The 20,667-nt window shown below is 38.4% G+C and carries 13 protein-coding genes; 4 read left to right on the top strand and 9 right to left on the bottom strand.

Annotation, left to right across the window (positions count from 1 at the left end; all coding sequences use genetic code 11):
* Positions 1-125: 125 nt before the first annotated feature.
* From KIK00_RS16605 to KIK00_RS16565, 9 genes are all read right to left on the bottom strand, one after another.
* Positions 126-2,534, bottom strand: a complete 2,409-nt coding sequence (locus KIK00_RS16605; protein ID WP_255813475.1) for an endo-beta-N-acetylglucosaminidase H — start codon at positions 2,532-2,534, stop codon at positions 126-128.
* Between the two features lie 57 nt (positions 2,535-2,591).
* Complete coding sequence (locus tag KIK00_RS16600; RefSeq protein WP_255813473.1) at positions 2,592-4,745, bottom strand: endo-beta-N-acetylglucosaminidase H; 2,154 nt, start codon at positions 4,743-4,745, stop codon at positions 2,592-2,594.
* A 109-nt stretch (positions 4,746-4,854) separates the two neighbouring features.
* Positions 4,855-6,282 (bottom strand): glycoside hydrolase family 125 protein, encoded by a 1,428-nt coding sequence (locus tag KIK00_RS16595; RefSeq protein WP_255813472.1) that lies wholly within the window; start codon positions 6,280-6,282, stop codon positions 4,855-4,857.
* A 32-nt stretch (positions 6,283-6,314) separates the two neighbouring features.
* Entirely contained in the window at positions 6,315-8,546 is a 2,232-nt protein-coding gene (locus KIK00_RS16590) for a GH92 family glycosyl hydrolase (protein WP_255813471.1), read from the bottom strand.
* A gap of 128 nt (positions 8,547-8,674) precedes the next feature.
* A complete protein-coding gene (locus tag KIK00_RS16585; RefSeq protein WP_047376309.1) occupies positions 8,675-9,646 on the bottom strand; it encodes a glycoside hydrolase family 130 protein in 972 nt (323 codons plus the stop codon).
* Between the two features lie 30 nt (positions 9,647-9,676).
* Complete coding sequence (locus KIK00_RS16580) at positions 9,677-10,978, bottom strand: MFS transporter (protein WP_255813470.1); 1,302 nt, start codon at positions 10,976-10,978, stop codon at positions 9,677-9,679.
* A gap of 174 nt (positions 10,979-11,152) precedes the next feature.
* On the bottom strand, positions 11,153-12,778 hold the full coding sequence (locus KIK00_RS16575) for a SusD/RagB family nutrient-binding outer membrane lipoprotein (protein WP_255813469.1): 1,626 nt from the start codon (positions 12,776-12,778) through the stop codon (positions 11,153-11,155).
* A gap of 17 nt (positions 12,779-12,795) precedes the next feature.
* Entirely contained in the window at positions 12,796-15,762 is a 2,967-nt protein-coding gene (locus KIK00_RS16570) for a SusC/RagA family TonB-linked outer membrane protein (RefSeq protein ID WP_255813468.1), read from the bottom strand.
* Between the two features lie 386 nt (positions 15,763-16,148).
* Complete coding sequence (locus KIK00_RS16565; protein WP_255813467.1) at positions 16,149-17,027, bottom strand: AraC family transcriptional regulator; 879 nt, start codon at positions 17,025-17,027, stop codon at positions 16,149-16,151.
* Between the two features lie 199 nt (positions 17,028-17,226).
* On the opposite strand from KIK00_RS16565, the gene KIK00_RS16560 reads away from it, so the two are divergent.
* The 4 genes from KIK00_RS16560 to KIK00_RS16545 all read left to right on the top strand — a co-directional run bounded on the left by KIK00_RS16560 (position 17,227) and on the right by KIK00_RS16545 (position 20,658).
* Positions 17,227-18,093 carry an AraC family transcriptional regulator gene (locus KIK00_RS16560; RefSeq protein WP_255813466.1) on the top strand — a complete coding sequence of 289 codons (867 nt, stop codon included), beginning with the start codon at positions 17,227-17,229 and terminating at the stop codon, positions 18,091-18,093.
* 86 nt (positions 18,094-18,179) lie between these two features.
* The gene (locus tag KIK00_RS16555) at positions 18,180-18,599 is read left to right on the top strand and encodes an OsmC family protein (RefSeq protein ID WP_047376298.1); all 420 of its coding nucleotides are present in this window, start codon (positions 18,180-18,182) and stop codon (positions 18,597-18,599) included.
* 174 nt (positions 18,600-18,773) lie between these two features.
* Positions 18,774-19,379 carry a TetR/AcrR family transcriptional regulator gene (locus tag KIK00_RS16550; RefSeq protein WP_255813465.1) on the top strand — a complete coding sequence of 202 codons (606 nt, stop codon included), beginning with the start codon at positions 18,774-18,776 and terminating at the stop codon, positions 19,377-19,379.
* Positions 19,380-19,389: 10 nt separating this feature from the next.
* Entirely contained in the window at positions 19,390-20,658 is a 1,269-nt protein-coding gene (locus tag KIK00_RS16545; protein ID WP_255813464.1) for an acetyl-CoA C-acetyltransferase, read from the top strand.
* The last annotated feature ends 9 nt before the right edge of the window (positions 20,659-20,667 follow it).

Below are 20,667 nucleotides of genomic sequence, written 5' to 3'. Positions count from 1 at the left end.
TTATTTTAAATTCAAGACATCCCTGTGAGTGAAAAAACAGACAAACAGAAGTATACCTCTGTCTGTCTGCTTTGTATTTCAGACTTTATACTATTATCTATGGTAATTATCTCATTATCTGAATGTTACTTCACAATAATTTTACCTGTTGATATTACTTTATTGTTTGCAGATGTAATCTTGTAAATATAAGTACCACTGATTAAATCCTGCGTATTCACTGCATTATTATTTTGATTAATATTCTGTTTTTTGAGCAATTTTCCTGAAGCATCATACAATGCTACTTCACTCGCTGAGCTGTCGCTGATGGCAAAATGAATATCATTTCCTCGTTTCACAGGATTCGGGTAAACGGAACTGCTCTCTTTTACGGATTCAACATCTTTTACCGCAAGAGATGAAGCACAGGCAACATCTGTTCTCCAGTTAGCATCTGTCATATTGATCAGGGTTGCAAAATGAGTGTTGGCCGTAGCATCTAAAGCTCCCATTCCACTTCCTTCATCCATTTTCCAGTTAGCTTCAAGCCCCGTTGAGTTGGCAGGAACATTACAGCTGTTACTCAGGATTTCCTGTGGTGTTAATGCTTTTTTCCAAACTCTGAATTCATCCAGGAAACCGTTGATTGTACGGGAATTGTCATAGTTTCTTCCCAGATAAAGGATTCCGTTTGCTGTAAAGTTACCCGTTACTGCAAAACTTGCGTCAAGATTACCATTGACATAGATCTTCATTGCTGCTCCATCATAAGTGGCTGCAATATGATACCATGTATTGGCGTTGAATGCTGTATTCGTGTTAAGTTTCACCTGTGATGAACCGAAACTCAATATAAACTGAAGCTTGTTATTCGCCAGATTTCCGTCTCCGAATCTAAGCATTGCGGAGTTGTTATCTCCTACTTCTACACCCATCACTGACGAAATATACGGGAAGCCTGTTTTGAAAGCATTTACTTTTACCCAACCTTCAAAGGTCACGCCATTTCCACTCAGATTAAATTGTCCGGCATTAAGATAGTGCGTGCTTCCATTGAATGAAAGAGATCTTGCTCCAGGACTTGTAACAGGAGCGAAACCACTGTTGAATGATCCTTCTCCAGAATAGGCACTTGTAGTTCCTCCTGCACATGAAGCCTGTACTTTCCATACATAACTTGTATTGGCTGTCAGGTTTTGTAATGAATAGGTGTTGGTTGTAATATTCGGAATTTCAGACCAGGTTGTAGCTGCTGCTGTTTTGTATTGCAGTGTATATGAAGTTGCATTTCCTGCATCCCATGACAATTGAGCTGTATTACCAAGGAAACTTCCGGAAGTTAATCCTGATGGCGTAGTGCAGCCACTTCCGGAGTTAAACCTTGGTGCAAAAATATAAGTACTTGTTAATGTAGGAGAACAGTTGGACTGTATTCTCCAATCGTAATTTGTATTCAGGGTAAGGTTGTTGATGACAATATTATTTCCTGAATAATTATTGGCCACATTCGTCCATACTGTAGAATTGGCTGGTTTGTAATCAATATTATAAGACTGTGAAGCATTGGAAGTCCAGTTCAGTTTTGCTGAAGTTCCTGTCACATTGGAAACATCAAGTCCCAATGGCGGATCACAGGTTTGTCCCTGAGACCATGAATACAGCTGACCGCTTAATAATGTATTTTCATTATAAAGAATATTGGAACCTGTACTCAGATAGCTGGCTACATTGGTTCCTGCCAGATCATACCACATGAACACACCATATTGATCATTTTTTGTACTGGTAGCTAAGCTGGCCAGTGTAGTGGCAGAAGTTGAGCTTGGATTCGAGTTCTGTATCCAAGTTGCAGCTGCAGAAATTTTGGATTTATCAAGAGGTGGAACAACAGGTGCATTATATGTACTATACATTGCGTTCCATGTGTAATCTATATAATTTCCTGCTAAGTCTCCATTATAAGTTTGTCTGGTTGTAGCCGGACCATAGTAGTAGAATGTAATCAGTTTATCCGGCATTGCCGCTTTCAATTCCTGCAAAAGCATTACAAAAGAACTGTTATTAGGCTGCCCTGTTCCGTTATTTCCGTATCCTGCATATTCATCATCAAGATCTACTCCATCCAGACCGTAAGTATAAACAGTGTGAGCCACCTGTAGAGCGAAGTCTTTTGCCGCCTCCCGGTTAGGAAAATTAGAAATTCCGGCTCCCTGGTGATTTCCTAAAAGATCGAGTAGTACTTTTATCCCTTTTTGCTGTAAAGGCTTTACATAGGTATTGACATCATTAAGGACTTTGGTAACGTTGTTATTGTTTGAAATATAAGCACGGTTTTTGGAAACATCATAGTTGATATTCGCTGCAAAAATAATGGCAACATCAAAAAGCTGCCTGTTGGTATTCTGCAAAGTATATGAGCCTGCATTCAGCATATTATTGTTGTTCACTTCCACATAGCAGACTCCCAAAGGATCAAGCTGCTGGGCTTTGAGCAACGGAGCTGACTGAAGCATCAGGGCCATTAAGGGAATAAAAAAGGATTTTTTTCTCATAGTATATCAATTTTGTAGTAGAAAAGTCATTGGGCCGAAGCCCAATGACTGGGGTTATTATTTTACAATTAGTTTTTCGGATTGTTTTAAGCTTCCATCATAAGATTCAAACTGAACGATATAGTTTCCTGCAGGAATTCTGCTTAATTCGTATTGATTGTCTCCTGAATTCAGTGATTTTGTGTCTACGATTCTTCCGTTAAAATCATAAACCGTTAATTTTCCTTTGCTGTATTCATCCGGAACAGAAACTGTCAATAATGAAGATTTGCTTACCGGATTAGGATATAATTTTATCTGATTTTTAATGCTTGTTTCTCCCACATTTATTGCCTTTTGGCCTCCTGCCGTCCTTGCGAATGCTGAACTTCCTGTTGTACATGGTACATCTGTTCCCCAATTAGAAGAATCAACACCCGTTAACGTTAAAGTCACACCATTTCCGGAAGTATCCTGAACAGAAGAACCACTGCCTTCATTAAACTTCCAATAAGCAGCCAGTGAAGTAGCCGGAATAGAAACATTACACATATTCTGGCTGATTTCCGTCTGGCTCAATGCGCGTTTCCAAACTCTTATCTCATCTATTTTTCCATTGAAGTTTCTTGATGTGTTATATAAATATCCAACGTTGAATGCGCCTGTTGAATTCACACTTCCGGTCTGTGCTTTAGTTGCATCAAGAGTACCATTGATGTAAATTTTCATATTGGCACCATCATAGGTAGCTGCCACATGATACCAGGTATTGGCATTCAAGGCTGTTGCGGAAGCCAGTTTTTGCTGTACATTATTAATACTTACAACAAACTGAAGCTTATTATTAGCCAGACCTGCATCTCCTAATCGTAAGAAGGCAGAGTTACTGTCGCTTACTTCTGTTCCCATGATAGATGAAATATATGGAGACGCTGATTTGAATGACGAAGGTTTGATCCATCCTTCAAAAGATAATGCAGAACCGCTCAGTGTAAGGTTTCCGGCTGCTCCAGATTCACTGCTTCCATCCAGAGATAATGCGTAAGAACCTGTAGGCGTTGTTCCTGAAGTGCTTGTAAATCTTGGAGCAAACATATAGGCACTTTTCACGCTGCAATTGGTTCTGATTCTCCAGTCATATTCCGTATTAGCTGTTAATCCGGAAATAGTTACAGAAGTTGAGCTTGTGGCTGACACCGCATTTGTCCATGTTGTTGAAGAAGCAGGTTTATAATCAATATCATAAGTATTGGTTCCTACGGCAGACCAGTTTAGTTTTGCACTTGTTCCTGTAAGGTTGCTTGTGTACAATCCGATAGGTGCATCACAATTTGTACCTTGTGTCCACGACTGTAAAGTGCCGCTTAAGACAGTTGGCTCTCCGTACAGCGTTTGGGTTCCTGCTGAAAGTTGTGATGTTTCATTCGTTCCATGTAAATCATACCACATGAATACTCCGTATCCACCATTTTTAGTCTGTGTCGCCAGGCTGGTAGTTGTAGAATTGGAAGTATTTCCCATCCAAACGGCTGCTGGAGAAATTTGTGCTTTGGTAAGAGGTGGTACATTTGGGGCAGAGAATGTGCCGTACATAGCATTCCAGCTATAGTTAACATTATCTCCAACTCTGGCTCCGTTCCAGGAAAGTCTTGAAGCGGCATCTCCGTAATAATAGAATGAAATAATTTTATTTGGTAATAATGCTCTTAGCTCCTGAACAAGCATGACAAAAGAACTGTCATTAGGCTGCCCAGTGCCGTTCTTTCCGTATTCTGAGTATTCATCATCAAAATCAATTCCATCAAGACCATAGGTATTCACTGTATTGGCAAGCTGTAATGCAAAGTCTTTTGCAGCTTCACGGGTAGGAAAATTACAGATCCCTGCACCCTGGTGATTTCCCAAAATAGTTAGTACTACTTTCATTCCTTTTTGCTGAAGTGGCTTTATGTAGGTATCTGCATTGGTAAGAACTTTGGTAACATTGTTATTGGAATACAGATAGGCTCTTCCACGGCTGGTATCGTAATTAATATTGGCCGCAAAAATATTTACAACATTGAACAGATAGCTGTTCGATGTCTGCAGTTTGTACGCTCCTGCATTCAGGAGGTTGTTGTTATTCACTTCCACATAGCATATTCCTGTAGGACTAAGCTGTTGTGCGTTAATCAGAGAACCTGACTGAAGCATCATGGCAATCAGCGCGGTAAAGATGGATTTTTTTTTCATTGTATAATTTTTTTAAGGTGGTTTGGTGTCTGAATTTTATATAGCATTCCCCTGACTCTTTCTTTTTCGGGAAGGAATCTCAGATGAATAAACCATATAAAAGGGTGGGCTATGTCAGTAGCTCAGGGTTTTCGTTAAAGGTTTTCCATAACAATTCGCCAAATAAGGTATTTGCCCATGCAAACCATTCTCTGGTGAATTTTTTGGCATCGTCTTTATGGAAGGATTCATGCATAAAGCCTGTTCCTCCGTGCGTTTTCTGTAAGGTATCTATACACCATCTTATCTCACTTTTGTCTTTGGTAGTGAGTGCCTTCATTATGATACTCATTGGCCAGATCATGTCAAGTCCAATATGCGGACCTCCTATTCCTTCTGCCAGCTTACCTTTGAAGAAGAACGGGTTGTTTTCTGACCACACAAATTTTCTTGTATTCAAATACACAGGGTCATCAGCTTTCACCGCATCCAGATAAGGCAGTCCCAGCAAACTTGGACAGTTCGCATCATCCATCAGGTTATAACTTCCGAAGCCATTCACTTCAAAAGCATATATTTTTCCAAACTCCGGATGATTGTAAATTCCGTATTTTTTGATGGCTGCATCTACCTCATCAGCAAGGCTGTTCAGCTGTTGGGCCAATGTTTTTTCATTTTTAATCTGAGAAACCATTTCTGCTGCCTGACGTAAGCTTACTACTGCAAATAAGTTAGACGGAATCAGGAATCCATAAATAGTAGCATCATCACTTGGACGGAACATAGAACTGATAAGCCCTACAGGTTTCGTTGGATAGCCATATCCTCCCATAGGAACACCGTCTGTTGCCCAAGCTGTAGTACGCTCAAACTTGTAAGGTCCCAGATCATTTTTTCTCTGCTGTTCTGTGAAAGTCTGCAGGGTAAGTTTAATTCCTTTCAGCCAGTTGGCATCGAAAGGTTTTGTATCTCCTGTTGTCTTCCAGAAGTGGTAAGCCAGACGGATAGGATAGCAAAGGGAATCAATCTCCCATTTTCTTTCATGGGTTCCCGGCTTCATATCAGTATGATCATATTCTTTCCATTTACTGATCTTCTGATCATCATTATAGAAAGCATTGGCGTAAGGATCTTTCAGGATGAATGTGGTCTGCTTATGAATAACTCCTGAAATAAGTTTGTGCAGCTTTTCATCTTTTTTCGAGAACTGCAGATAAGGGAAAACCTGTGCAGAACTGTCACGAAGCCACATGGCATCAATATCCCCAGTAATCACATATGTATCCGGTGTTCCGCTGGTTTCTGTATAATAAACAGTAGTATCTAATGTATTCGGGAAGCAGTTTTCAAAAAGCCAGCTTAGCTCTTTGTTTTTTACTTTCTTTTTAAACGCTGCAATAGCATTTTCTACGGATTCGCTGGTAAAATGTCTTTTATCTTTAGGAACACGGACAACAGGAAAATCGTCCAGCACTAAATTTTTAGCAAAAACATTCTGAGTAAAAAGCAATCCGGCTCCTGCCAGTGCACTTGTTTTAATAAAATTTCTCCTTTCCATTGATACTTTTGTTTCGTTTATTTTTATGAGTCTTATTTTACCGGTTTGCTTCCCATTACAAATCTCAGTTCGCCACCGTTCATGATATCGCTGTGATTCAGTTCCCAGCTTTTGTATTCTTTTCCGTTCAGGAACATTTTCTGAACATAGATATTTTTGTCTGATATTTTGTCTGCAATTACTGTGAACGTTTTTCCGTTTTCCAATTTTAAAGAAGCTTTCGGGAATTGTGGTGCTCCGATGGCATAAACAGGTTTGCCCGGTGTCACAGGATAGAATCCTAGTGATGAGAAGATATACCATGCTGACATTTGCCCGCAGTCTTCGTTATTAACGATTCCATCAGGTTTAGCTGCGTACATATTGTCACGGATATATTTTACCATTTTCTGAGTCTTATAAGGACTTCCGGCATAATTGTATAGGTATGGAACATGATGCCCCGGTTCATCTCCAAATCCTAAAGACCCAATGAATCCTGAGATATCTACGTGTTGTTCTCCTTCCATATGAAGTGCTTCTGTAAAGGTTTTATCCAGTTTTTCTTCAAATCCTTTTTTCCCTCCGTACAGATTCATCATTTCATCAATCTGATGAGGAACAAAGAAATCATAAGCCCAGATATTTCCGGAAACCCAGTGTGGCTGAAGTTTTTTCCAGTCGTTAAGGGTGAAATCTGCTAAGAACTTCCCGTCTTTTTGTCTTGGCCAAAAGTGATTATTTTCTTTATTGAAAGTATTCAGGAAGTTCATAGAACGTTTTTTATATACTTCTGCTTCGTCTTTTTTGCCTAATTTTTCTGCAAGCTGCTGAATACACCAGTCATCATATGAATATTCCAGTGTTGCAGAAACAGAAGCTCCGTTTTCTGATGGGGTATAGCCTAATTTGATATAATCATTAAGCCCTCCGCCACCATCGCTGCTGCTCATTTTATCCGTTAAAGAAGCATCTTTCATTGCAGCAAATGCTTTTTCAGCATCAATACCGGGAACTCCTTTTGAGATAGCATCCCAAATTACCGAAGCACTGTGATAGCCCAGCATACAGAAGTTATCATATCCACACAATTCCCAGATTGGCATGTGGTCTTTACGATCTGTATATCTGCTGATAAGAGAATTGGCAAATTCTTTTGTATGTTTCTGATCCATAATGGTCAATAGCGGATGGGTTGCTCTGAATCCGTCCCAGTAAGAATAGGTACTGTAGTTGGTGAACCATTTTGTATTCATATTTTCCTGAGCGGCAACATAGTCTCCATTCACGTCCATATAAAGGTTGGGTGCGATGAAGGTATGGTAAACTCCCGTATAGAAAATTTTTCTCTGGCTGTCTGTACCTCCTGTCACCTGGAATCTTCCGATCAGATCTCTCCATGTCTTTTGGGCAGTTTCTTTCGCTTTTGCAAAGTCAACATTTGTTGCTTCTGTATCAAAGTTTTCCTGCGCGTTTTCTGTGCTCACCGGAGATAAAGATACTTTTACTTCGATACTTTCCTGATCTTCTGTTGAAAATCTTACGAAAGCTTTAGCATCTTTGGCAAGGGCAATCTTTTCATCATTTTTGATTTTTCCGTCAGCATAAACGCCGTAAGACTTAAACGGTTTGGAAAACTCCATCACGAAGTAAGCAAACCGTTTACCTCCCCAGCCATTGCTGTAGCAGTAACCTTTGATTTTATTATTGCCTTCCACACTTACTAAAGTATGGTAGATATTTCCGAAGATTTTGTTGGTAGGATCAATAATGATATTGGCTTCACTACTCTTCGGGAAAGTATATTTGTGGAATCCGACTCTTGGGGAAGCGGTAAGCTCTGCTTTAATTCCGTAGTTGTCCAGCATTACGGAATAATATCCCGGAGACGCTATTTCTTTATCATGGGTGAATTTTGAACGGTAACCTGTTTCAGGATTTTCTTCTGATCCCGGCACCATTTTTACCTGTCCCACGGTAGGCATTACCAGAATATCTCCAAGGTCTGCCCATCCTGTTCCGCTAAGATGGTTATGACTGAATCCCATGATCGTCTTACTGCTGTAATGATATCCGGAACACCAGTCCCAGTCACCACTTTTCGTATTCTGATCCGGACTCAGCTGTATCATCCCGAATGGCGTAGTTGCCCCCGGAAACGTATGTCCATGTCCTCCTGTGCCTATAAAAGGATCTACCCAGGATAAAACATCGTTTTTATTTTGCTGGGCACTGGCTACAGAAATCAGGGTTGTAAAAAAGCAGATTAACAGTTCTTTTTTCATGATAAGAGAGGTATCGGAGATTTTTTTGTTTAAAAGTTGGTTTAAAAATAGGAAAACCATTATAAAATTCCCAGAAAAAGGGAAAATTAAGATGATTAACCTATTTTCCTAAACTTTATATTACTGTATTAAATTGAATTCTTTTTCATAAAATCAATGATTTCTGAGATGTATCCAAAGGCAATTGCAACCACGGTATCAGCAGCACCATAATATACTGTTACTTTGTCCCCCTCGGTCAATGCTGCACAAGGGAAAACCACATTCGGTACATCTCCTGTCAGTTCATACAATTCAGCAGGAGCCAATAGGTAAGGCTTCGTTCTGTACAATACTTTTGTAGGATCTTCAAGATCAAGCAAAGCTGCTCCCATTGAATATCTGAATCCTCTGCAGGTATTGATCACTCCATGATAGAAAAGCAGCCATCCTTCTTCTGTTTTGATAGGAACCGGCCCTCCTCCGATTTTTGTGCACTGCCATGCACTGTCTTCGAAAGGAGTTACTTTCATTACGCAACGGTGTTCTCCCCAGTACTTCATATCAGGACTGTAGCTGATATAAATATCACCGAAAGGCGTATGTCCGTTATCACTTGGACGACTCAACATGGCATATTTACCATTTATTTTTTCAGGGAACAAAACTCCGTTTCTGTTGAATGGAAGAAAGGCATTTTCGCACTGAAAAAATTCTTTAAAATCAAAAGTATACCCAATTCCAATGGTAGGACCATTGTATCCGTTGCACCATGTGATCCAATAGCGGTCTTCTATGAAGGTTACGCGGGGATCATATTTGTAATCGGATTCAATCATATCCGTATTTCCTGCCTGCATTTCAATAGGATCATGGTTGATATCCCAATTGATTCCATCTTTACTGAAGCCAGCAAAAATATTCATCTGTACGGCCTTGTTATCACAACGAAATACTCCGGCAAATCCATCCTCAAAGGGGATCACTGCACTGTTGAATATACTGTTGGATGTTGGTATCGCGTATCTGTTAATGATCGGGTTTTCGGAAAACCTCCACATGATATCATTGCAACCTTCCGGGCGATCCTGCCAAGGGATCATTACTGATTGAGCTGTCATAAAGTATTTTTTACTTTTTATTTTTAATTATTATGAGTTGATTTGTTGTTCTTTCTGATTTTCCGGATGAGGGAAAGGAACGAATAAAGTGGCTAAAAATGCAGGAATGGTAGCGATCAACACCCAGATAAAGAACATTTTATATCCAATCCAGTCACTGATCATTCCGCTGAACATTCCGGGGATCATTACACCAAGATTCATGATTCCTGTTGCAAATGCGTAATGAGCTGTTTTGTGTTTTCCGGGTGCAATCTGCTGCATCATATAGAGCATTAACCCTACAAAACCAAATCCATATCCGAAATATTCTACTACCACGGCAATTCCTACCGGTAAAAGGTCAGCCGGCTGATAGTAAGCCAGTAATGCATATACCACAAATGGAATATTGAATGTACAGCATAGCCATATCAAAGATTTTTTCAGCCCGCGGGCTGAGATAAAATATCCTGCCAGTACTGATCCTAAGATGAATGCTGCAGAACCGTATGTCCCGTAAATAAGTCCAATATCAGAAGTGGATAATCCCAACCCTCCTGAAGTTCTTGGAGCTTTAAAAAATAAGGGTGCTATTTTGATTGCAAATCCTTCTGCAAAACGGTACAGAATAATGAAAAGGATACACCACAGAATTTTCTTTTTAATAAAGAACGAGGTAATGACTTCCAATAGTTCTTTACGAACATTTCCGGCTGTCTTATCTTCTTTATTTTCTTCTTTGTTTTCTTTCGGCAGAATGAAATAGTGGTAAATAGCCAATACAAAAAACAGTAATGCATAGATCACCATAATGATCATCCAGGCATGTGTAACTCCTTTTGTTTTCTCTAAAACACCTGCAAAATAAACGAGTGCTCCACTGCTGATAATCTTGGCAAGATTGTAAAAAGCGCCTTGCCAACCGATATATTTTGCCTGTTCTTTATTAGATAAAAAACCAATATATGTTCCATCTGCTACCACATCATGGGTAGCCCCACAAAATGCCACTACTGCAAAAAGCGCAATACTGTATTTAAAAAAATCATGCATTGGCAGACTTAAGGCTACTAATGCAAAGAGAATTCCTATCGCAAACTGAGTAAAAACAACAAAGAATTTTTTTGTTTTATAGATCTCCAGGAACGGGCTCCAAAGAGGTTTTAACGTCCAGGAGAACATGACAAGGGCTGTCCAGAATGTGATCTGCGAATCCGAAACACCCATATCTTTATACATGATTCCTGAAACTGCATTAATGGTTACAAAGGGAACACCCATTGCAAAATATAATGTGGAAATCCAAAGAATTGGCTGAATCCGACGGGTTCCGGAGTTGTTTTTTCCCATATTTAAAAATAAGATTCTAAATAAAAGAGAACATCTCAAAAATTCATTCAGGCTAAAAAAACGAAACTATAAATTTTTTGGAGATTCTACTCTATTCTCCTGCCTCAATGAATGTATCAAATAAAAATCTGATGTTGAGATGTCTCTTTATTAATGAGTGATTCTGAATATTTTTTATTTCTTATCCCACCAAAGCTTAGTTCCTCCGGTATCAGGGCCGTTAAGCATTTGTGCAGCCTGCTGGTAATTATATAGTGAAGTTTTGGTATCAACAGTGAAAGGAATTCTTCTGATCATTGCTTCTGTACTGATCGCTCCGCCACTATCATTTTTTCTTACCTTGAAAAGAATCGGGTATCCTGTTCTTCTCTGCTCAGCCCACGCCTCTGGTCCGTTTGGATAAAGGGAAAGCCATTTTTGGGTAATGATTCTTTCTAATTTTCTTTCGTTGGTATCACCGTTGTTCCATGCAATTGTGATGGTACTTAACTGTGGATTTCCAACAGGCACATTATTGTCTGCATTTTTCGGGTCAACATAAGGAGCTTCAGTAGAAGTATTATCAGCAAGATAAGTGGCAACATTGGCACTTTTTCCCCATTCTCCAAATGACTGCTGAACTCCGGTAGTGTAGTTGGTCTGAATATCACCAGCTCCTGCATAACCTCTTAAGGCTGCTTCAGCTTTCAGGAACCATGTTTCTGCAGCGGTGAATAATTTCATTTTACCATCAGTTCCTGAGAAATAATCTCCGGCAGCAGATTTTGCCTGCGGTTGTGAGAATCCTCCGTACGTTGATTTACCATTTAATAAATCAATTCCCTGGCGTATTCCTATATATTTCCCCTGAAGACCTGGATCAGATGCCGGAATAGCATATGCCGGAAGTCTTGGGTCATTATATCCGTTCATGTAAGCCATTAAAGGTGCGCCTATCAAGCAGTCTCCCCATGAGTAGATGATAAAGCTTAATTCTGACTGTCCTACACTGATCAAAGCATTGTCTGCATTATCAGTAATCAATCCCGCAGATGAGGCCAATGCTTCTTCTGCATATTGTTTAGATTTCGCGGGATCTGCATAGCTCATTCTCATGGCTAATCTCAGCTTTAATGAGTTGGCAAACTTTGCCCATTGCGCCATATTTCCGCCGTATACTAAATCTGCTTTTTTCAATGCCGATTTATCTTCTATATTTTGTGTTGCTGACATGGCAATTACTTTCTGTAACTCTGTAATGGCTGCAGTAAGATCAGCAATAAAATAATTGTAAGCTTCCTGTTGGGAGTCAAAATCAGTTACTCCATTCGGATTCGGTTTTTCATATTTGCTGTAGACTACAGGCCCGTGACTGTCTGAAACTCTTGCAGCCGTAATGACTTTAATAATTTTTTTAACAGCAAATGTTCCTGTAAAATCTACTCCTTTATAGATTTCCTTAGCCGTATTATCAATGATAAGAGAGTAATTGAAAATATCCTGTTGCCTGGCAATAATTCTATTGTTCCATCCATCCATCATAGAATAGGTAAGATTATTTACCCCTCCGTTAAACGGTGTTGCTGTACTGAACATTCCACTGTACATATCTGCACTAAGGTTAGGATACAGCTGATAATCTGACTGTAATCCTCTTTGCATGGATTTCATCGGATCAACAACAGCTATAAAATCGGCGTAAAAATTTTCAGGACCTCCCGCCTTTTCCTGATTATACTGTTCAAAGTCATTAGTACATCCTGAAGCGGAAAACAATAGTGCAGCTCCGAATGCCCATATTTTAATATGATTGATTTTCATTTTTTTAATTGTAAAAGTTAGAAGTTAGCTTTTAATGATAATCCAATAGATCGGGTAACCGGTAATCCGAATGAATCTACCCCAACTCCACCAGGTGTATTCCCTGATACCTGCTCAGGATCAAACGGTGCTTTTTTGTAGAAGAAAAATAAGTTGGTTCCTACTAAACTTACCGTTGCGTTCCTCATATATTTAGATTGAATATCGAAAGTATATGAAATGGAAGCCTGACGTAAACGTACTGTTGTAGCACTGTACAAATAAGCTTCATCAATACCTTTTCCAAATCCTTCTGTTGTTCCTACTGCTTTATAATAATCTTTTGCATTAGTCAAACCTGTATAAGCCTGTCCTGCATTTGGAGTTCCAGGTGCATACACTGCATTTGGAATAGATACCCCGCCAGCATCTCTTGCATCAGCTGTAGATTGACTAACCCCATAGATATCGTTTGCTTTTTCCGTAAGGGAAAGTACCTTCCCTCCAAATTTACCATCAATAAGGAATGCTATTCCCAGCTTACCAATGTTAAAGGAGTTATTGAATCCCATAATAAACTTAGGGTTCGGATTACCCAGATAAGAAGGAGTACCTTCTGCTAATGGGATTCCTTTCTCATTTACTAAAATACGTCCCTGATCATCCCTTTTGTACTTGATTCCGTAAAGATCTCCGAAAGATCCTCCTAATTTCAGTTTTGTGTATTCCCCTCCTCCTGTTAATGAGAAAAGTTGGTTTTCTGATATAGGTAAACTTGATGGAAATAATTCAACAATGGTATTTTTGTTAGCCGATGCGTTTAATGTAGTCGTCCATCCAAATTTTTCTGAACTGAAGATCTTATAGGATAATGAAGATTCAAAACCTGTATTTCGGATTTTCCCGGCATTAATATAATATGATCCAGGAGCTATCCCTCCAAAATAAGAATCGATTTTTGTTTCTAACAATTGATTGCTCGTATTGGAGTTGTAGTAAGTAATATCAAAACTTAATTTATTATTAAACATCCTTAGCTCTGTTCCAACTTCAAAAGTTTTATTAAATTCAGGTTTCGGAAACAGGTCCTTATACTTGGGATCAGTAATAAATGAACTCTTTGGAAACACAAGCGTTCCCGCATCTACTCCAAAAGTATATCCTTTATTATATTCAATCATTGCATTGGAAATATTGGTAGGCAACCCTAATCCTACAGTTGCATAAGATCCTCTTACTTTCCAGAAACTAATGACTTCCGGCAGTTTGAAAACAGATGATAATACAGCATTAGCCCCTACAGATTCGTAGTCAAATCCTGTTCTTCCAGTTAAGGCCAAACTGGAATCCCAGTCATTTCTAAAAGTCATGTCCACATAAAACATATTTTTGTACCCTACTGTAGCACTGGCAAAGACAGATTGTACCTGCTTCTTCATATTGGTATAGATATTATGATATCCATCACCCGGAGACCTTTTTTTACCCCATTCAAGATTACTCACAGTGAAAAGATTAGGGTTTGTCAGATAAGCATTATCAATTTGTCCTATTTTATTTCTTGTGGTATTGATACTTCCTCCCATTGTAAAGTCTAAAGATATAGACTCACTTATTTTGGGACTACCGATAAGCAACACATCGCCATATGTGGAAGAGTTTTCATACGTATTTTTAAGGATTCTTCCATTGATCCCTTCATTCACAGCGAGTAAAGTAGGCGCTGAAAAAGCAGCAATATCACGCTGGCTGTCTGAAATATTCCAGCTATAGTTTCCTCTTACTCTTGCCGTTAACCATGGATTGATCTGGTAAGATAATGAAAGGGCTCCGTATGTATTTTTATTGCTTACTGTAACAGGATTTCTGTTTAAGATCCAATAAGGGTTTTGTGTTGGCGGGTTTCCTTTAAAACTTCCATCCGGGTTAACCTCCCACCAGTTTTGAGCAGGTAAAAATCTTTCTTTATTTAAATAAGTATAATTATCAGGACCATACTGATCAAAATCAACTCCTCTTGGCAGCCAATACAAACTCGTTAAAGGAGAAAAAGAAGCTCCCGGAGTCTGTCTGTTTTTACTTTCCTGTAATGAACCTATGAAGTTGGCATCTAATGTTAATTTATCATCCAGAAATTTACTTGAATTTCTAAAGGAAACATTATACTGATCAAAATAAGACATTGGAACCACTCCTTTGTTGGTAGTATTCCCAATAGAGAAATAGCTGGTTGATTTTTCATTTCCTGACTGGAAAGACAGACTGTTTACCCATGTAGTTCCGGTTTGCAGAAAATCTTTAAGATAATCCTTGGAAGCTCCTTTTGCTCCCCAGCTTTCTGTTGACTGTCCCGGCTGTGACCCTGTTACAGATGGATCATAAGATAAATAACTGTGCTGCAGTTTTGGAAGACTGTATGCTCTGTCTACAGTAAGGCTGGAGCTGTAAGTAATTGAGCTTTTCCCTGCACGTCCTTTTTTAGTCGTAATCAGGATAGCCCCATTACCTCCGGCTGAACCGTATAACGCAGAAGCAGAAGCTCCTTTCAGGAAGTTGATGCTTTCAATGTCATCAGGATTGATGGAGCTCAGTACATCTCCCGGATCCGGCATATTGGAATATTGCCCGATATCCGCTGATTTTCCTGTTCCGTTGATAATAGGAAGACCATCAATTACATACAGTGGCTGTGCACTGTTGACAGACTTATCTCCTCTCATAATCACCCTTACGGAACTACCTACACCATTGGTTCTGTTGATCTGTACGTTGGAAACTTTTCCATTGATCGAATTTAATAGATTGGGAGTTTTCACTTCGGTAAGCTCATCCCCGCCAATCTGCTGACTGGAATACGTCAAAGAGCGGGCCTGCCTTTTTATCCCCAAAGAGGTGACTACGACCTCCTCAATACTGTTTGTCTTCGTAGTGTCGGCTGATTTTTTCTCCTGTGCATTCGCAGTAAGTGAAAAAACGAACAGAACGGGTATAACTGCTTTTCTCATAAGGTATAGATTCGTTAGATTTAATTGAGAATCAATTACATTGCTTTATTTTTCAATACAAAAAAAATTATTGTTTTTTCAGCAAAATTTTGCCGTTTATGTATTAAATTATTTAAAGTTTTGTTAAGATTTAATTCACATTCACAAATCTAAATTTTGTAACCAGTCTGATATAATACTATTTTATCATAAAACGATATTATTTTTTCAGCAATTTTATCAAAACCCAATTAAACCTCTAAATATCAACAAAATACACCTTATTAAATTCTATCAAAAAAAGAGGATTTATCGTCATTTTTATCAAAAATAAAACCGGATACTTATGTCCGGCTATCTCTTTTATTTTGAGCTGATTGTGCAAAAAAGTAAATTTTAAAAATGCATTACTCGATTTTTTTCACTCCTTTAAACTGTTCTTTAAATTCCGTTGGGGTTGTCTTTTTGATAGATTTAAATACCTTATTGAAGTTCGCAATATTATTAAATCCGGCTTCAAAAGCGATCTCAAAAACAGTAAGATTCTTTTCCATCAGCCAACGTGCAGCATAACTGATTCTTATTTCATTCAGATAATTGATAAAAGTTTTCCCGGTTCTTTTTTTTATAAATCTGTTGAATGTCACATTGCTCATATTCACCAATGATGCCACTTTATCCAGCGTTATTTTATTCTCAAAATTCTTGTGAACAAAATCATGAACAGCTTTCATCTTATCATTATCATCAAAAGTTTCAAGCTCAATACTATAAGATGATAAAAGTGTTTTATTTTCTGCAATGGCCAGTTCATTCAGAATTTTCATAATTTCTATGAAGGATTCAAAACTGTTCATCTTCGACAGATTGAGAAACGAATCTTTTAGTTTCTCAGCTGTTTCCGTAGAAAAGAGAATTCCCCTAATAGAGTCTTTCATCAGATTATTGATAGGTTTCAGAATATTTTTCTGCATCATAGACTGATTAAAAAAATCCTGGTTGAACTGTATGGTAATTTCATGGGTCTTTCTGTTCTTACATCTGTAATTTGCCCAGCAATGCGGTAAATTTGGGCCTACAAGGACTAGTTCCAGATTCCCAATCTCTCCTGTATGATCACCTATCATTCTTCGATAACCCTTTCCTTTATAAACGAAATTAATTTCAATTTCCGGATGATAATGGTACGGAAAGTCAAATGAAGCTTTGATCCTGTCAAACACGAGAAAACTATCCTCAGGAGATAGTGGAGTTATTTCTCTCAGAATATTTTCTAATTCGCTCATACAGGCAGTTATGAAAAAAGGTTAATAATATAGGTCGCGATACAAATCTTTGTAAAAATGATAAAATAATATCAATGTAAAAATATATTTCCGATTTATTTTATTCTAATTCCGTATGATTGGTTCCAGAAATTTACATTTCAATAATTTAATAGAGTCAAAATCATGCTTTTTTGTATCTTTAAACTAAAGTTAAAGTATGCCGCAACAGCTTATTTTCGAAGATCACTATAAAAGACTCGGACTGGAAGTATTTTCAGAAGAAAATCTGGAGAACTTTAATGGAAATCATTTCAGAACTGATATCAAAGTGTTTTTCATTCCTTCGGGATATGAACTTACGGTAGACTTTAATCATTACAAAACCAAAAAGCCTTCACTTTTTTTTCTGACCAATCAGCATCTGAACATCCAAAAAGGAAAAGATGAATCTATACTTCTATTCTACAACCGCGATTTTTATTGTATACAGATTCATGATAAGGAAGTGGCCTGCGACGGGCTTCTCTTTCATAATGTATTTGAAATTCCTTTCGTAGAGCTTGATGATTCAGAAACCCCTCTTATAAAAGGTCTGTTTCAGAATATTCAGGATGAGCTTGAGTGGAAAGATTCTTCCGCAGAGGAAATGATCAGAACCTATGTAAAACAGATGATCATCCGGGCTACCCGCAAATGGAAGAAACAAAATTTAGACAATGACACCCTCAGAATACCAGGCAGTGAGCTTGATATTTTCCGGGATTTCAGCAGACATCTGGAAATCCATTTCAGAGAAAAGCATAATGTAGCAGAGTATGCGGAACTGCTTCACTTAGCTCCAAAAACCCTAACTCATAAATTTAAAAACTTAAACCTGGATTCTCCCAATCAGCTGATCATCAACAGAATTTTATTAGAGGCTAAAAGATTACTTTTCTATACAGATAAACCAATTAAAGAAATAGCCTATGATCTTGGGTATGAAGATCCGGCTTATTTTAACCGGCTTTTCACCAATAAAACAGGAAGCACTCCTGCAAATTTCAAAAAAAATTACTCCTCGGGAAAAAAGTACAATATTTAAGTGTTTTATCTATTGAATACTCCCAAATGCAGACATACCTTTGTAACATCAAAATCAAACAATACTAAATACAAAAAACAAACATTATGAGACGTAACGCAACAGCCGTTTGGAACGGTACCATCAAAGAAGGAAAAGGACACTTAACTACTCAAAGTACAACTTTAAATCAAACTCAATATTCTTTCAACAGCCGTTTTGCGGATGGTGTAGGGACAAATCCTGAAGAATTACTGGCAGCAGCTCACGCAGGATGCTTTACTATGAAACTGGATGCAGAATTATCACAGGCAGGCTACAACCCTGAAGAATTAAAAACAACTTCTGTAATCACTCTTGACCCAAACATCGGAAAGATTACAAAATCTGAACTCACTCTTACTGCTAAAGTTCCGGGAATCTCAGAAGAAGAATTCCAGAAATTTGCCAAGATTGCTGAAGAAGGATGTCCTGTAAGTGCAGCATTCAACTTTGAAATTACATTGAGTGCTACTTTAGAAAATTAAGCTTCAAAGCATTTATATCAATAGGAACGGGCTTTAGCCCGTTTTTCTATTTTAAAAACAAACCTATTGGCTTTACCAAACTTAAGCCATCAATATTTACATCAATTAATCTTATTAATAAAATATACCGAATGGTATATTTTTGTATATTTGCATCGTATTTAAACATTTATAATGTCGAAGGCAGAAAAAACAAAACAGCATATCATCGAGAAAACAGCAACTCTTTTTAATACGAAGGGGTATATTTCCACATCGCTGTCTGACATTACTCAGGTAACCGGACTGACGAAAGGCAGTATCTATGGAAATTTTGAAAATAAAGATGAAGTAGCTATTGAAGTTTATAAATACAATGCCGGATTGCTGGGTAAAACGCTCAGCCGCTCTTTTGGAGAAGAGTTTCTCACTTCACTGGACAAACTTCATGCGCTTGTGGATTTTTACCGGAAAAACTGGACGTTTGTCTTTGCCAACGGCGGATGTCCGTTAATGAATGCAGCAACAGAAGCTGATGATTCTTTTCCTGCTTTAAAAACTCAGGTTAAAAAATCCTTCAAACAATGGATGACCAAAATATCAACAGCAATTCTGGAGGGACAGGAGAAAGGCGAAATTGATACAAACATTAATGCTGAGCAATATGCTTCCCTATTCATTATGCTTATTGAAGGCGGAATTCTGCTTTCAAAAACCATGGGTGATCAAAGCTTTCTAAACCATGCGTTAGATAAAATCATCTACATGATTGATCATGAACTCAATATTCTTCCATCATAAATTATACAACATGGAAACAAAAAAAGTGGCTATTGTAGGATACAACAGAATTCCTTTTGCCAGAATGAATACCGCTTATTCGGAACAGGGTAACCAGGATCTCCTGCTTGCATCTCTGAACGGATTGATAGACCATTATCACCTAAAAGGAAAACGGCTCGGAGAAGTTGCCGGCGGTGCAGTGATTAAGCATATTTCAGAAAGCAACCTCATCAGAGAAACCGTAATGAATACCACTCTCGACCCCGCAACTCCCGCATGTGATCTTCAACAGGCGTGTGACACGGGCATTGAAGCGGCTATTTATATTGGAAATAAAATTGCATTAGGACAAATCGAATCTGGTATTGCATGCGGAGTGGAAGCAATGAGCAACATCCCGTTTGAATCTTCACCCAGATTAAGAAAAGCACTTTTAAAGGCCAATAAAGAAAAATCAGCATTTGGAAAATTAAAACAACTGCTAAGCCCAAAACTTAAAGACTGGATGCCTATTCCTTACAAAGGACAGGAGCCCAAAACAGGTCTGGTAATGGGAGAACACACAGAAATTACTGCAAAATACTACAATATTTCCAGAAAAGAACAGGATGAACTGGCTTTAAAAAGTCATCAGAATATGGCAAAAGCCTATGATGAAGGATTCTTTGATGATATGATCACTCCAGCTTTTGGCTTAGATAAAGATAATAATATGCGCCGTGACAGCAGTATTGAAAAATTATCACAGCTAAAACCTGCTTTTGACAAGCAGAACGGGACTCTAACGGCAGGAAATTCAACACCATTTACAGATGGAGCTTCAGCAGTCTTGCTAGCCAGTGAAGAATGGGCAAAAGCTAACAACTTACCCATTTTAGCTTATATAAGCTTTTCCGAACTGGCAGGAATAGAATATGTAGAGAATAAACAGGATCTGCTTCTTGCTCCGGTTTTCGCAGCAGAAAGAATGCTTAAAAAAGCAGGAATGAATCTGTCTGATTTCGATTATTATGAAATTCATGAAGCATTTGCAGCACAGGTTTTAGCCACCATAAAAATCTGGGAAAACGAAGAGCTTGCGCAAAAATTCGGCTTGGAAAAAGCCTTGGGAAAAATAGACAGAAGCAAACTGAATGTAAAAGGGGGAAGCCTTGCAGCAGCCCATCCATTTGCGGCTACAGGAGGAAGAATTATTGCAACACTGGCCAAATTACTTCATGAAAAAGGCAGTGGAAAAGGATTTATATCCATTTGTGCAGCTCGTGGACAGGGAGTAACCATGATTTTAGAAAAATAAAAACTCAAG

The organism is Chryseobacterium sp. MA9 (assembly GCF_024399315.1).
In the GTDB taxonomy this organism is placed as follows: Bacteria; Bacteroidota; Bacteroidia; order Flavobacteriales; family Weeksellaceae; genus Chryseobacterium.
This window is presented reverse-complemented; position numbering and strand designations above follow the sequence as displayed.

Excerpts from the sequence above, each read along its gene's own strand:
- KIK00_RS16605 (WP_255813475.1), bottom strand. The coding sequence starts at position 2,534 with ATGAGAAAAAAATCCTTTTTTATTCCCTTAATGGCCCTGATGCTTCAG.
- KIK00_RS16600 (WP_255813473.1), bottom strand. The coding sequence starts at position 4,745 with ATGAAAAAAAAATCCATCTTTACCGCGCTGATTGCCATGATGCTTCAG.
- KIK00_RS16595 (WP_255813472.1), bottom strand. The coding sequence starts at position 6,282 with ATGGAAAGGAGAAATTTTATTAAAACAAGTGCACTGGCAGGAGCCGGA.
- KIK00_RS16590 (WP_255813471.1), bottom strand. The coding sequence starts at position 8,546 with ATGAAAAAAGAACTGTTAATCTGCTTTTTTACAACCCTGATTTCTGTA.
- KIK00_RS16585 (WP_047376309.1), bottom strand. The coding sequence starts at position 9,646 with ATGACAGCTCAATCAGTAATGATCCCTTGGCAGGATCGCCCGGAAGGT.
- KIK00_RS16580 (WP_255813470.1), bottom strand. The coding sequence starts at position 10,978 with ATGGGAAAAAACAACTCCGGAACCCGTCGGATTCAGCCAATTCTTTGG.
- KIK00_RS16575 (WP_255813469.1), bottom strand. The coding sequence starts at position 12,778 with ATGAAAATCAATCATATTAAAATATGGGCATTCGGAGCTGCACTATTG.
- KIK00_RS16570 (WP_255813468.1), bottom strand. The coding sequence starts at position 15,762 with ATGAGAAAAGCAGTTATACCCGTTCTGTTCGTTTTTTCACTTACTGCG.
- KIK00_RS16565 (WP_255813467.1), bottom strand. The coding sequence starts at position 17,027 with ATGAGCGAATTAGAAAATATTCTGAGAGAAATAACTCCACTATCTCCT.
- KIK00_RS16560 (WP_255813466.1), top strand. The coding sequence starts at position 17,227 with ATGCCGCAACAGCTTATTTTCGAAGATCACTATAAAAGACTCGGACTG.
- KIK00_RS16555 (WP_047376298.1), top strand. The coding sequence starts at position 18,180 with ATGAGACGTAACGCAACAGCCGTTTGGAACGGTACCATCAAAGAAGGA.
- KIK00_RS16550 (WP_255813465.1), top strand. The coding sequence starts at position 18,774 with ATGTCGAAGGCAGAAAAAACAAAACAGCATATCATCGAGAAAACAGCA.
- KIK00_RS16545 (WP_255813464.1), top strand. The coding sequence starts at position 19,390 with ATGGAAACAAAAAAAGTGGCTATTGTAGGATACAACAGAATTCCTTTT.